9 protein-coding genes are annotated in these 14,980 nt (G+C 19.9%); 3 read left to right on the top strand and 6 right to left on the bottom strand.

The window, feature by feature from the left end; all coding sequences use genetic code 11:
• Window positions 1–165 precede the first annotated feature (165 nt).
• The 3 genes from argF to GJT90_RS00725 are packed head-to-tail and all read right to left on the bottom strand — an operon-like array spanning window position 166 to window position 5,622.
• Window positions 166–1,194, bottom strand: a complete 1,029-nt coding sequence (argF, locus tag GJT90_RS00735) for an ornithine carbamoyltransferase (protein ID WP_168919993.1) — start codon at window positions 1,192–1,194, stop codon at window positions 166–168.
• A 45-nt stretch (window positions 1,195–1,239) separates the two neighbouring features.
• On the bottom strand, window positions 1,240–4,083 hold the full coding sequence (locus tag GJT90_RS00730) for a valine--tRNA ligase (protein WP_168919992.1): 2,844 nt from the start codon (window positions 4,081–4,083) through the stop codon (window positions 1,240–1,242).
• Between the two features lie 42 nt (window positions 4,084–4,125).
• Entirely contained in the window at window positions 4,126–5,622 is a 1,497-nt protein-coding gene (locus GJT90_RS00725) for a leucyl aminopeptidase (protein ID WP_246223059.1), read from the bottom strand.
• 352 nt (window positions 5,623–5,974) lie between these two features.
• Here GJT90_RS00725 and dnaK point away from each other — a divergent pair, with 352 nt between their 5' ends.
• Window positions 5,975–7,915: a molecular chaperone DnaK gene (dnaK, locus tag GJT90_RS00720; RefSeq protein ID WP_168919991.1), complete on the top strand. Its 1,941-nt coding sequence runs from the start codon at window positions 5,975–5,977 to the stop codon at window positions 7,913–7,915.
• A 119-nt stretch (window positions 7,916–8,034) separates the two neighbouring features.
• The gene (gene dnaJ / locus GJT90_RS00715) at window positions 8,035–9,150 is read left to right on the top strand and encodes a molecular chaperone DnaJ (protein ID WP_168919990.1); all 1,116 of its coding nucleotides are present in this window, start codon (window positions 8,035–8,037) and stop codon (window positions 9,148–9,150) included.
• Between the two features lie 52 nt (window positions 9,151–9,202).
• Here dnaJ and secA read toward each other — a convergent pair whose 3' ends face one another.
• Window positions 9,203–11,932: a preprotein translocase subunit SecA gene (gene secA / locus GJT90_RS00710; RefSeq protein ID WP_168919989.1), complete on the bottom strand. Its 2,730-nt coding sequence runs from the start codon at window positions 11,930–11,932 to the stop codon at window positions 9,203–9,205.
• A gap of 116 nt (window positions 11,933–12,048) precedes the next feature.
• On the opposite strand from secA, the gene GJT90_RS00705 reads away from it, so the two are divergent.
• Window positions 12,049–12,528 carry a hypothetical protein gene (locus tag GJT90_RS00705; protein ID WP_168919988.1) on the top strand — a complete coding sequence of 160 codons (480 nt, stop codon included), beginning with the start codon at window positions 12,049–12,051 and terminating at the stop codon, window positions 12,526–12,528.
• A gap of 23 nt (window positions 12,529–12,551) precedes the next feature.
• On the opposite strand, the gene GJT90_RS00700 is transcribed toward GJT90_RS00705, so the two are convergent.
• Together GJT90_RS00700 and murC are read right to left on the bottom strand one after the other, a co-directional pair.
• The gene (locus tag GJT90_RS00700) at window positions 12,552–13,469 is read right to left on the bottom strand and encodes a D-alanine--D-alanine ligase (RefSeq protein WP_168919987.1); all 918 of its coding nucleotides are present in this window, start codon (window positions 13,467–13,469) and stop codon (window positions 12,552–12,554) included.
• Between the two features lie 11 nt (window positions 13,470–13,480).
• Window positions 13,481–14,965, bottom strand: a complete 1,485-nt coding sequence (gene murC / locus GJT90_RS00695) for a UDP-N-acetylmuramate--L-alanine ligase (protein WP_246223058.1) — start codon at window positions 14,963–14,965, stop codon at window positions 13,481–13,483.
• Between the last annotated feature and the right edge of the window lie 15 nt (window positions 14,966–14,980).

Below are 14,980 nucleotides of genomic sequence, written 5' to 3'. Positions count from 1 at the left end.
ATTAATAGAAATTTAATCAGAAATAAAAATAATATTTTAAATAAAATTATTTGTGAATATGTTTTAAAAAAAATTAATGTTTTTTTGTAAAAAAATTTTTTTCATAATAAATAATTTATATCTAAAATTTTTAATTATTAATTTTAATAAAATATTTTAATAATTTTAATATTTTTCTTTTAATAAAGAAGCTATTATTATAGCTTTAATAGTGTGAATTTTATTTTCTGCTTGTTGAAAAATAATACTATTGTTAGATTCAAAAACTTCATTTGTAATTTCTAATCCATTAAATAATTTATATTTAGATATAATTTTTTTATTAAAAAGTTTTTTATAGTGATTATATAAATGTAAAGAAGGTAAACAATGCATAACTTTAATATTAGGATTTTTACTTTTTACTAATAATAATTTATTTACTTGATAATTAAGAAATTGATTAATTTTTTTTTCCCATAATTTTAAAGATGTTTTTTCTCCCATAGATAACCAAATATCAGTGTAAATAAAATCAGTATTTTTTATACCTACATTAATATTGTCTGTTATATGAATATTATTTTTATTTTTTAATGTTTTTATAAGGTTATTTATATATGGATTATTACTTATTTTAATTTTCTGCGGAGAAATTAAATATAATTCAAACCCAATAATAATTGATGCTTCTATTAAACTAAAAGAAATATTATTATTAATATCACCTATATAAGATAATTTTATTTGATCTATGTTTTTATTTTTTATATGTTCTTTTATAGTTAGTAAATCTGCTAATATTTGAGTAGGATGAAACTCATTTGTTAAACCATTCCATACTGGAATTTTAGAATATTTAGCAATAATTTCTAAATTTTTTTGATATTTTCCTCTATATTGTAATCCGTCATACATATTACTTAAAATTCTTGCAGAATCTTTTAATGATTCTTTATATCCTATATGACTATCTTTAATATTTAAATAAGTAACATTAGCTCCCTGATCAAAACAAGCTATTTCAAATGAACATCTTGTTCTTGTTGAATTTTTTTCAAAAATTAAGATAATATTTTTATTTATTAATTTCTTTTTTTCTTTAAAATTTTTTTTATCATATTTTAATTTTTCAGCAATTTTAATTAATTCAAAAATTTCTTCTTTTGAAAAATCTGTTAATTTTAAAAAATGTTTATTGTAAAATTGATTCATAATATAAATCCTTATTTATAAATAATTTTTAATTAATAATAAATATTATAAACTTTTAATTAATAAAATTTTTTTTAATAATTCTTTTTTTAAAATTTTATAATTTTTTATTTCTTCTAATTTTTTTTGTATAATTTGTTTTGGAGCTTTAGATAAAAAATTTTTATTTTTAATATTTTTATTTAAAATATTTATCATTTTTTGATTATTTTGTAATTTAATATTAATTTTATTTAATAAAAATTTTTTATTAATGATCTTTATGTTTAATGGTATTGCAAATTCAATTTTATTTATTTTATTTATTAATGTTTTTTCTGGAAAATTAATATTATTTTCTAGAAAAAAAATTTTTTTAATATTAACAAATTTTTTTAAAATATTTATATTATTTTTAATAAAAATATCTAATTTATAATTAATATTTTTTATGTATAAATTAATTTTCTTATTATTATCTATATTCATTTCTATTCTTGATTTACGAATAATAGTAATAATTTTAATAAAAATATTAAAAATTTTTATAGATTTTAGATCTATTTTAGATTTATTAAATTTAGGAAAATTTTGAATCATAATACTATTATTATATTCAGTTTGATTATTTTTATTCATTTTTTGCCATATAATTTCAGTAATAAATGGAATTATAGGATGTGATAATTTTAAAAATGATTTAAAAATATTAAATAATGTATAATGTGTTCCTGAATATTTTAATTGATTTTTTTCTTGAAAAATAAATTTACTATATTCTAAATACCAGTCACAAAATTTATTCCATATAAAATTATATATAATATTAGTTGAATGATCAAATCTATATTCATTTAATGATTTTGTATAAGATTTAATAATTAAATGATATTCAGACCAAATCCATTTATCTACTAAAGATAAATTTTCTTTATTTTTAATAAATTCATATTTTATATTTTTTAGTATAAAAATACTAGCATTCCAAATTTTATTACAAAAATTACGATATCCTTCTAATCTATTTATATCCCAACATATATTACGACCAGTAGATGATAAAGAAGCTAATGTAAATCTTAATGCATCTGCTCCATAAATTTTATTTGATATTTTTTTTTCTATATTTTTATTATGATAATTTATTTTATTATTTTTTTTATAATTTTGATTATTTAATATATTTTTTGATAAAGTTCCTTCAATAAAATCTATAGGATTAATAATATTTCCTTTAGATTTAGACATCTTATTACCTTTATTATCTCTTATTAATCCTGTCATTAAGATATGTTTAAAAGGAATTTGTGGAATATTATTTTTATTTTTAACACAATACATTGTCATCATTATCATTCTAGATATCCAAAAAAAAATAATATCAAAACCACTTACAATAACACTAGTAGGATGAAATAAAAAAAAATCTGTTTTATTTTTAGGCCAATTTAATGTAATAAAAGTCCATAAACTAGAAGAAAACCATGTATCTAAAACATCAGAATCTTGTACTAAAGATATATTTTTATCTAAATTATATTTTTTTTTTATTTCTTTTAAATTTTTACCCACATAAATATTATTATTATGATCATACCAAGCTGGTATTTGATGTCCCCACCATAATTGTCTAGATATACACCAATCTTGAATATTATTCATCCAAGAATAAAACATATTTTTATATTTTTTTGGAAAAAATTTTATTTGCTTTTTCTTTACAGCATTTATTGCATTTTTTGATAAAATTTTTGTATTTAGATACCATTGATTTGTTAACATAGGAATAATTATAGTATTACTACGAATATTAAATGGGATAAGTGTAAATTTTTTTTTATATGAATCTAGTAATCCTTTTTCTTTTATTTTTTTTATAATAATATTTCTTGCTTTTATAAAATTAATTTTTTGTAATTTTTTAGGTATATTTTCATTAAATAAAATATTTGTTTTTTGTTTGTTATAAATTTGGTATTTATTTAAAATATTACCATTTAAATCAAAAATATTAATTAAAGGTAAATTATGTTTTATTGCAATTTTATAATCATTAAAATCATGAGCTGGACTAATTTTTACACATCCTGTTCCTTTTTCTATTTTAGCATAATCATCTGCTATTATAGGAATTTTACGTTTAATTATTGGAATAATTACAAATTTTCCAATTAAATTATTATATCTCTTATCTGATGGATTAATTGCAACTGCAGTATCAGCTAATAATGTTTCAGGACGTGTTGTAGCTACAGTTAAATAATTTTTATTATCTATAGTTTTAATATTATTTGATAATAAATATTTTATATACCAAATATTTGTTTTTATTTTCTTATGTTCTACTTCTAAATCAGAAATTACAGTCTTTAATTTAAAATCCCAATGTATTAATTTTTTTTTTTTATATATTAATCCATCATCATAAAGTAAAATAAAAATATCTCTTACAGATTTAGTAAATTTACTATCCATTGTAAATCTTGTTTTTTCCCAATCTGCAGACAAACCTAATCTTTTCATTTGATTATAAATAATATTACTATATTTTTTTTTCCACTTCCAAACATTTTCTAAAAAAAATTTTTTACTATAATCATTTTTTATTTTTCCTGTTTCTTTAAAAATTTTTTTTTCTATTAAATTTTGAGTTGCAATACCTGCATGATCTATTCCTACTTGACATAATATATTTTTTCCTAACATACGATTATAACGTATTAAAATATCAATAATTGTATATTGTAATGCATGCCCCATGTGTAAACATCCAGTAATATTTGGGGGTGGAACCATAATAGAAAAATATTTTTTAGAGTTTTTTATTAATCTTTTTTTTAAATATTTATTATTTTCCCAATAATTATAAATTTTTTTTTCAAAAAAATTTGGATTATATATTTTATCCATGATAAAAAATATCCTATATAAATATAATGTATATTAAATTTATTATTTATTATTTAATGTTTCATTAATTAGAAATTGACATAACATATTAATAGGTCTACCTGAAGAAATTGCTTTTTGATTTAAATAATACCATGCTGTTCCTGCAATATCTATGTGAGCCCATTTGTATTCTTTAGTAAATTTAGATAAAAAACAAGCTGCAGTAATCGCTCCTCCAGCTATACTATTACTACTGTTCACTAAATCAGCAAAATTAGATTTTAATTGATCATAATAACTTTTATCATCGATAGGTAATTCCCAAACACGATCATCTGTTTCTAATGAAGATTTCATAATATTTTCAGATAATTTTTTATTATTAGTCATTAAACCACTTATATTATTACCTAATGCTATAACACAAGCTCCTGTTAAAGTAGCAATATCAATAACGTATTTAGGATTGTACTTTTTTATATAAGTTAAAATATCACATAAAATTAAACGTCCTTCCGCATCTGTATTTGTAATTTCTACAGTAATTCCAGACATTGTTTGTATAATATCACCAGGTCTATATGAATTACCATCAGGCATATTTTCACATCCAGCTATAATAGCAATAATGTTTAAAGGTAATTTAAGTTCAGCTATTGCATATATAGTTCCATAAACAGCTGCTGCACCACACATATCATATTTCATTTCTTCCATATTTTTACTAGGTTTTAAAGATATACCTCCAGAATCAAAAGTAACTCCTTTACCTAAAAGTATTATAGGTTTTGATTTAGCATTATTTTGATACTCTAAAATAGAAATAAAAGGTTTATTTTTTGAACCTTTACTTACAGTAAGATAGGTATTCATACCTATTTTTTTCATAATATTTTTATCAATAACTTTTACAAAAATGTTTTTATATTTTTTTGCTAATTTTAATGATTTAATAGATAAATATTCAGGAGTACATATATTTGGAGGAAGATTAGCTATATCTTTAGCTTTTTTTATACCTAAATTAATTGCTTTTGAGTGTTCTATAGCAGTATAATAGTCATTAGGATTATTATTATTAATATTAAATATTATTTTTGATGAAAAATACAATAAATTATTTTTAAATTTATTAAATATATAAATATTATTTTCTATAATATTAATTGTGTCTCTTATATTCCAATATAAATTACAGCTATTTATTTTCACATCTGTAAGACACCAAATAATCTCTTTAATTTTATATTTTTTTAATAAATTAATTACATTATTAATGATTAATTTATTTTGTGTTCTGTTAATATTATTTTTAATACCATAACCAATAAGAACTATTTTTTGAAATGGAAAATTAGGAATTTGATATAAAATAATATTTTGATTAATTTTTCCTTCTATATTGTTTTTTTTTAGTGTATCTAATATATAGTTATTAGATATAGTATTAATTTCTTTTGTAATTTTAGAAAATTTATATTTTTCAAATATAGGTACTACTATACAATCTAATAATTTTTTTTTAAAAAAAATTGTTTTTTCTGCTATATATTTCACTTATATTCTCCAAAATAATATATGGAAATAAAAATTATTTTATGTATTAAAAAATATTATAATAAAATATTAGATAGAGATAATATATCTTATTATTTTAAAAAATAATATTATATAAATATTTTATTTTAAAGAAAATTAATATTAATAACTAATTTATTTTATAATTAGTAAGAAAATTACAAATTTTTGAAAAAATTTGTATTTACCCCCTTGATGAGTACAGATGTGTCCCCATTTCCTCTTCATCAAGGATTATGTTTTAGAATATATAAATTACATATATTATAATTATTTGTATACCAAAATTTTTTATTATAAAAATAATTATAAATTTATAGGAGTTATTTAAATGAGTAAGATAATTGGTATTGATTTAGGAACAACTAATTCTTGTGTAGCAATTATAGATGGATCTAAAGCACGTGTTTTAGAAAATTCAGAAGGAGATAGAACTACACCTTCTATTATCGCATATACCAAAGATGGTGAAATTTTAGTAGGACAACCGGCAAAAAGACAAGCTATTACTAATCCTAAAAATACTCTTTTTGCAATTAAAAGATTAATAGGAAGACGTTTTGATGATGAAGAGGTACAACGTGATATAAAAATTATGCCTTATAAAATTGTAAGAGCAAATAATGGTGATGCATGGATAGATATTAACGGAAAAAAAATGGCTCCACCACAAATTTCAGCTGAAGTTTTAAAAAAAATGAAAAAAACAGCTGAAGATTTTTTAGGATTTAAAGTAAATGAAGCTGTTATTACAGTACCTGCATATTTTAATGATGCACAACGTCAAGCAACAAAAGATGCAGGTCGTATCGCAGGTTTAGAAGTAAAAAGAATTATAAATGAACCTACCGCTGCTGCGTTAGCATATGGATTAGATAAAGAACAAGGTAATCGTACTATAGCTGTTTATGATTTAGGAGGAGGAACATTTGATATTTCTATTATTGAAATAGATAATGTTGATGGAGAAAAAACATTTGAAGTATTATCAACTAATGGAGATACTCATTTAGGAGGAGAGGATTTTGATAGTCGTATAATTAATTATTTAGTAACAGAATTTAAAAAAGATCAAGGAATAGATTTAAAAAATGATCCATTAGCAATGCAAAGATTAAAAGAATCTGCAGAAAAAGCAAAAATTGAATTATCTTCAGCACATCAAACTGATGTTAATTTACCTTATATTACAGCAGATTCTACAGGTCCGAAACATTTAAATATTAAGTTAACAAGAGCAAAATTAGAATCTTTAGTAGAAGATTTAATAGATCAATCAATTAAACCATTAAAAATGGCTTTAAAAGATGCAAACTTGACTATTAATGATATTAATGATGTAATTTTAGTAGGTGGACAAACTCGTATGCCTATGGTTCAAAATAAAGTAGCATCTTTTTTTAATAAAGAACCAAGAAAAGATGTTAATCCTGATGAAGCTGTAGCAATAGGGGCTGCAGTACAAGGAGGAGTTTTAGCTGGAGATGTAAAAGATGTGTTATTATTAGATGTAACTCCATTATCTTTAGGTATTGAAACAATTGGTGGAATAATGACATCATTAATTGATAAAAATACTACTATTCCTACTAAACATAGTCAAGTGTTTTCAACAGCTGAAGATAATCAGTCTTCTGTTACTATACATATTTTACAGGGAGAACGTAAGAGAGCAAATGATAATAAATCTTTAGGTCAATTTAATTTAGATGGTATTAATCCTGCTCCAAGAGGTATCCCTCAAATAGAAGTTACATTTGATATAGATGCTGATGGAATTTTACATGTTTCTGCAAAAGATAAAAAAAGTGGAAAAGAACAAAAAATTACTATACAAGCATCATCAGGTTTAAATAAACAAGAAGTTGAAAATATGATAAAAGATGCAGAAGCAAATAGTGAATCTGATCGTATTTTTGAAGAATTAGTTAAAATACGTAATGAAGGAGATCAACTTATACATAATACAGAAAAAAGAATTAAAGAAGTTGGTGATCAAATTAAATCAGAAGATAAAATATTAATTAATAATGCAATTAATGATTTAAATAAATCTCTTAAAACAGAAAATAAAAACGATATACAAGAAAAAATACAAAAATTAATAGAATTATCTAGTCGTATTATGACTTTTAATAAAAATAATAATAAAGATAATAATAAAGATAATAATAATGATATACAAAAAAAAAATAATAGTATGAAAACTGATAATCAAGATAATGAAGTTGTAGATGCTGAATTTGAAGAAATTAAAGATAAAAAAAAATAATTTTTATTATATATAATTATTTTTTTTATGGAATTATAAAAATATGTTAATACCGTTTATAGAAGATAATAATCGGTATTAAGTAATTGTGGGGTTAGAGATTAGGATAGTTATTTATTATGGCAAAAAAAGATTATTATGATATTTTAGGTGTTACTAAAAATGCTGAAGATCGTGAGATTAAAAAAGCATATAAACGTTTGGCTATGAAGTTTCATCCAGATCGTAATCCCGGAAATAAAAATGCTGAAGATAAGTTTAAAGAAATTAAACAGGCTTATGAAATTTTAAGTAATGCTAAAAAAAGAGCTGCATATGATGCATATGGTCATTCTGCTTTTGATCATGAAAATATAAATAATACAACAACTGATTTTAGTGATATTTTTGGAGATGTTTTTGGTGATATTTTTGGGGGGAATACAAAAAATAAACAAAGTTCTAAAAGAGGATCTGATTTAAAATATCTAATTGAACTTTCTTTAGAAGATGCGGTAAAAGGAATAACTAAAGAAATTAAAATTCCTATTTTAAAAAATTGTAATTATTGTAATGGAACAGGATCTCAAGGTGCGTTACAAAAATGTTATACATGTAATGGTTTAGGACAAATTCATATGAGTCAAGGATTTTTTACTGTTCAACAAACTTGTCCTAAATGTCATGGTCAAGGAAATTTTATAAAAAATCCTTGTTTTTATTGTAAAGGTAAAAAAAAAATAGAAGTTTATAAAACTTTATCAGTAAAAATTCCTAGTGGAATTAATTCAGGAGATCAAATTAGATTAAGTGGAGAAGGAGAAATAGGTTATAACAAATTTTCATCTGGAGATTTATATATAGAAATTAAGATAAAGAAACATCACCTTTTTACTCGTAAAGAAAATAATTTATATTGTGAATTACCCATTAATTTTATTACAGCTATTTTAGGTGGAAATATAGATATTCCTACCTTAAATGGGTATGTAAAATTAAAAATTCCTCAAAATACTCAAACAGGTAAAATATTTAGAATACGAAACAAAGGAATTAAATCCATTAAAAACAATAATTTTGGTGATTTATTTTGTAAAATAAAAATAGAAATTCCAATTAATTTAAATAATACACAAAAAAAAATTTTATATAAATTAGAAAAAAGTTTTAATGAATTTTCTGATTATCGAAATTATCCTAAATTAAAAAAATTTTTAGATAGTATTAAAAATTTTTTTCATAAAATAAAATTTTAAAAATAATAGAGGGTATAAAAAATAAATTTATTTTTTATACCCTCTATTATTTCTATTTTAAAATTAATCCATGACAAAATTTATATTTTTTCCCTGAAAAACAAGGACATTTTTCATTTCTACCTATTTTTTTTTTAAAAAGATTAATATTATTTAAGTACTTATTTGTTTTATTTACAGAAGAATCAGGTATTTTTTTTATAATTTTAAAATTATGAATATTTTTATTTTTATTATTATTACTTAATAAAGTAATTTCATCAGAATTTTTAATTTTATTAATTTCAACTTTACTTAAAGTAATAATAACTTCTTCTTTTAAAGAATCTAACATTGCATTAAACATATGAAAAGATTCATGCTTAAATTCTTGTTTAGGATCTTTTTGTGCATATCCTCTTAAATGAATACCTTGTTTTAAATATTCTATGGCTGAAAGATGTTCTTTCCATAAATTATCTAAAATTTGTAATGTAATATTTTTTTCAAAATTATTTATATATTTTTTTTCTATTATATTTATTTTTTTAAAGTATTTTATTTCTATAAAATTAATTATTTTTTTTAAAATAAAATTTTTATCTAATATTTTTTTATTATTTTTTTTATTTTCATGTAACCAATTCTTAATTGGTAGTTCATAATTAAAGATATTTATAAAATATTTTTTTAATTTTTTTAAATCCCATTTTTCTTTTATAAAATTATTAGATTTTATATAATTATTTAAAACTTTTGATAAAAAATCAATTCTAAAATTATTAATTATTTGATTAATATTTGATGATTTTAATAATATATTTCTTTGTAAATATATAGCTAAACGCTGATCATTTATTATGTCATCATATTCTAATAATTGTTTTCTTATTTCAAAATTATAATGTTCTACTTTTTTTTGTGCAGTTGAAATTGATTTAGTTATCCAAGGATGTTCAATATAATCATTTTTTTTCATACCTAATTTACTCATTAAATTAGATATATTTTTAGATGCAAAAATACGCATTAAAGAATCTTCCATTGATAAATAAAATCTTGAAGATCCTATATCTCCTTGTCTACCAGCACGTCCTCTTAATTGATTATCAATTCTTCTTGATTCATGTCTTTCTGTTCCTATAACATATAATCCTCCTAATTTAATTATTTCATCATGTTGTTTTTCCCACTGTAATTTTAAATTTTTGATTGTTTCTAATTTATACTGAGTATTATGTAATAATAAATTACCTCCTAAAACAATATCTGTTCCTCTACCTGCCATATTAGTTGCAATTGTTACTGCATTTTTTTTTCCTGCTTTTGATATAATTTCTGCTTCTCTAGCATGAAATTTTGCGTTTAAAACATTATGTTTTATACCTATATTTTTTAATTTTTGAGAAATTATTTCAGATTTTTTTATAGAAACAGTCCCAACTAATACTGGTTGTCCTCTAAAATTTTTATTTTTTATATCTTCAATTATTGCTTTTATTTTTTCTTCTTTAGTTAAATAAACTAAATCTGATAAGTCTTTTCTAATCATAGGTTTATTAGTAGGAATAACTACTGTATCTAATTTATAAATTTCTTTAAATTCAAAAGATTCAGTACTAGCAGTACCAGTCATACCTGATAATTTTTTATACAGTCTAAAATAGTTTTGAAATGTAATAGATGCTAAAGTTTGATTTTCATTATTAATTTTTACATTTTCTTTTGCTTCTATTGCTTGATGTAATCCTTCAGACCATCTTCTTCCCTTCATTAATCTTCCAGTATGTTCATCTACTATTATAATTTTATTATTTTTTAATATATAATCTGTATTTTTTTTAAAAAGTTTATGTGCTCTTAATGCGGCAATAACATGATGTAAAATAATAATATTAGAATTAGAGTATAAAGATTCTCCTTTATTTATAATATTTTTTTTTATTAACATTTTTTCTAAATAAACTAAACCTCTTTCTGTTAAATATGCTTGACGTGATTTTTCATCTATAAAAAAATGTCCTTGACCTTTAAAAAATTCAGAATCTTCTTCTGATTGATATATTAATTTAGGTATAATTTTATTAATTTGAACATATAATTCTGAATTATCTTCTGTTGTACCTGAGATAATTAAAGGAGTACGAGCTTCATCAATAAGTATTGAATCAACTTCATCTATAATAGCATAATTTAAAGTACGTTGTACTTTTTCATCATAATTTAAAACCATATTATCTCTTAAAAAATCAAATCCATATTCATTATTAGTTCCGTAGGTGATATCTGCTTGATAAGCAATTTTTTTTTCATCTAATGACATATTAGATATATTAATCCCTACAGTTAAACCTAAAAATTCAAATAATATTTTATTATTTATAGCATCTCTTTGAGCTAAATAATCATTAACAGTAACTATATGAACACCTTTACCACTAAGAGCATTAAGATATGCTGGTAATGTAGATGTTAATGTTTTACCTTCTCCAGTTCTCATTTCAGCTACACAATTATTATTTAATACAATACCGCCAATTAATTGGACGTCAAAGTGACGCATATTAAATATTCTTTTACTGGCTTCTCTAACTGTTGCAAAAGATTCTGGTAAAATATCTTCTAAGGAATGATTATTTTGTAATTTTTTTTTTAAATATAAAGTTTTATTTTGTAATTCAGAATTAGTTAATTTTTCAAATTTTTTTTCCATATTATTTATAATATTAACTGTTTTTTGAATACGTTTTAAAATACGATCATTATTACTACCAAAAATTTTAGTAAAAATTTTTTTTAACATATAAATACTCTTTTATTAATAAAATATAATTTTAATATAATAAACATTATTAAATAATTATTTTAATTAAAGGTATAATAAATATCCATTTTAAAATTTTTTAAAGGATAAATTTCATGCGTAATAATAAATTATTATTGATTAATAAAATTTTTCAACAAAAATATTCCTCACCTCATACAAAAATTTTATATAAAATATATATACATACAATTATTTTAATAAAAATTAATAAATTTATCAAAAAATATTTACCTGTTGAATTACATAATTGTTATAATATTAAAAATATTAAAAATAATATTTTAATTTTAGAATTATATAATTCTAATTATATTATTAAATTTTTATCTGAAAGGGATAATCTTATATTTTTTTTAAAAAAAAATATTATTCCTTCCCTTAAAAAAATTGATTTTAAAATTAATCCTGTTTTTTTTAAAACAACATTAATTAATAATTATAATCATAAATTTAACTTTAAAAAAAAAATTTTAAGTAAATATAGTGCTAAACTATTATTAAATTTATCCAAAAAGAGTTCTATAAAATTACGTATTATAATAAAAAAATTTATTCAATTAACAAAAATATAGTATTTAATATAAAAATTTTTTTCTTAATTTAAATTTAAAATTTTAATAACTAAATCATAAAAAGATAATCCTGCTGTTTTAGCAGCTATTGGATATAAACTTTGTGATGTCATTCCAGGAATAGTATTTATTTCTAATAATTGAAAATTATTATTATTATCTAAAATAACGTCAACTCTACCCCATCCAGTACATTTTACAACATTCCATGCGTATAATACTATATTTGATAATTCTTGTTCTTTTTTTTTACTTAATCCACTTGGACAAAAATATTTTGTATTATTTGCATAATATTTTGCTTGATAATTATAAAAAGAATTTACATATTCTATTTTTATAGGTGGTAAAATTTTTTTATTTAAAATTCCTACTGTATATTCTGTTCCTCTTATATATTTTTCAATTAAAAGATTATTACTATATATAAATGATTTTTCTATTGTATTAAAAATATCATCTATATGATTAACTTTAAAAATACCTAAACTAGATCCATTACAATTAGGTTTTATAAAAATAGGTAAAGTTAATTTTAAAATTTTTTTTTTTATTTTTAAATAATTTGATTTAATAAAATTTTTTTTTGTTAATAAAAAATGAGGATATACTGGTAATCCATGTGCTTTCCATATAGTTTTTGTAATAAATTTATTCATAGTTATTGCAGAAGATAATATTCCACTTCCAGTATAAGGAATATTTAAATATTCTAATATTCCTTGTAAAGTACCATCTTCTCCACCTTTACCATGTAAAGATATAAACACTTTAGTAAATCCATATTTTTTTAAATATAATAATGGAAATTTTATTGGATCTATTCCAATTGCGTTTATACCTACTTTTAATAAAGCATTTAAAATATTTTTACCTGATTTTAATGAAATTTCCCTTTCTTGTGAATTTCCTCCAAATAAAACAGCTATTTTTTCAGACATAATTTTATTATTTAATTTTTATTTTTTAAATTTTTTTTAATAAAAAAAGATGAAATATTATTAATATCTCCAGCACCTTGAAAAATTAATATTTCATTTCCTTTTAATTTTTTAAATATAATATTTGTAATATTATTATAATTATTTGATTTAATTAAAATAGGAGAAATTAATTTTAATTTTTTTATTTTTTTACATAAATTTTTACTATTAATATCTTTAATAAGATTTTCTCCTGCAGAATAAATTTCTAATAAAAATAATATATTAACTTTAGATAAAATTTTAACAAATTTATCTAAAAGATTTAAAGTTCTTGAAAAACGATGAGGTTGAAAAACCATTACTAATTTTCTATTTGGCCAAATACTACGTATAGTTTTAATAGTAACATTTATTTCGGTTGGATGATGTCCATAATCATCAATAATTATTGTATTTTTTTTTGTATTTGTTTTATTACAATAAGGTAAAATACCTAAAATATCAAATCTTCTTTTTATACCTTCAAATTCTTTTAATGTTTTTAAAATAATTGAATATTTTAATCCAATATAAGATGATACTATGAAAGCAGCTGTTGCATTTAATGCGTTATGATAGCCAAAAATTTTTAGATTTACTTTTAAATTTAAAAAATTTTTTTTGTCTAATATATAAAATTTACTTCCATAAGTATTTTGAGAGAAATTTATTAATCTAATATCAGCATTTTTATGAAAACCATAAGTAATAATTTTTGATTTTAAAAAATTTCTATTTTCTTTTATTAAATTATAATTATTTTTATTATCTATACAAATAACTATACATCCGTAAAATGGAATTTTTTTTAAAAATTTTAAAAATGTTTTTTTTAAAATTTTAATATTATTATTATAATATTCTAAATGTTCATTTTCAATATTAGTAATTACATTAATAATTGGTCTTAAATTTAAAAAAAATTTATTACTTTCATCTACTTCAGTAATAAAATATTTACTTGAACCTAAATAAGAATATTCTTTAGAATTTTTTAAAATTCCACCATTTATAAATGTTGGATTTAAACCAGCTAATTTATATATTTTATATATTATTGCAGTAGTAGTTGTTTTACCATGTGTTCCTGTTACTGTAATACCATAAGAAAATCTCATTAATTCTGCTAACATTTGTATTCTATTAATTACAATAATATTTAATTTTTTTGCAATAATTAATTCTGGATTATTTTTTTTAATAGCATTAGATACTACAATTAAATCTATATTATTATTTATAATATTTTTTTCATTATGATTCAAATATATTTTTATATTTAATGAAATTAAATTTTGTATATTAAAATTATTTAATAAATCTGAACCACTAACTTTATATCCTTGTTTTGCTAATATTTTAGCAATACCACTCATACCAGAACCACCAATACCAATAAAATATATATGGTGAATATTTGTCATTTTTGGTATTTGATATATATTTTTGTTTTTATATATATTACATTTCATATTTTTAAAATATTA

It is taken from the genome of Enterobacteriaceae endosymbiont of Donacia dentata (assembly GCF_012570745.1).
GTDB lineage: Bacteria > Pseudomonadota > Gammaproteobacteria > Enterobacterales > Enterobacteriaceae.
Note: the sequence above shows the minus strand (reverse complement) of the source record. Positions and strands in the feature narration are given on the sequence as shown.

What these genes read in the sequence shown, in the direction of transcription:
- argF (WP_168919993.1), bottom strand. Translation starts at nt 1,194, where the DNA reads ATGAATCAATTTTACAATAAACATTTTTTAAAATTAACAGATTTTTCA.
- GJT90_RS00730 (WP_168919992.1), bottom strand. Translation starts at nt 4,083, where the DNA reads ATGGATAAAATATATAATCCAAATTTTTTTGAAAAAAAAATTTATAAT.
- dnaK (WP_168919991.1), top strand. Translation starts at nt 5,975, where the DNA reads ATGAGTAAGATAATTGGTATTGATTTAGGAACAACTAATTCTTGTGTA.
- dnaJ (WP_168919990.1), top strand. Translation starts at nt 8,035, where the DNA reads ATGGCAAAAAAAGATTATTATGATATTTTAGGTGTTACTAAAAATGCT.
- secA (WP_168919989.1), bottom strand. Translation starts at nt 11,932, where the DNA reads ATGTTAAAAAAAATTTTTACTAAAATTTTTGGTAGTAATAATGATCGT.
- GJT90_RS00705 (WP_168919988.1), top strand. Translation starts at nt 12,049, where the DNA reads ATGCGTAATAATAAATTATTATTGATTAATAAAATTTTTCAACAAAAA.
- GJT90_RS00700 (WP_168919987.1), bottom strand. Translation starts at nt 13,469, where the DNA reads ATGTCTGAAAAAATAGCTGTTTTATTTGGAGGAAATTCACAAGAAAGG.
- murC (WP_246223058.1), bottom strand. Translation starts at nt 14,965, where the DNA reads ATGAAATGTAATATATATAAAAACAAAAATATATATCAAATACCAAAA.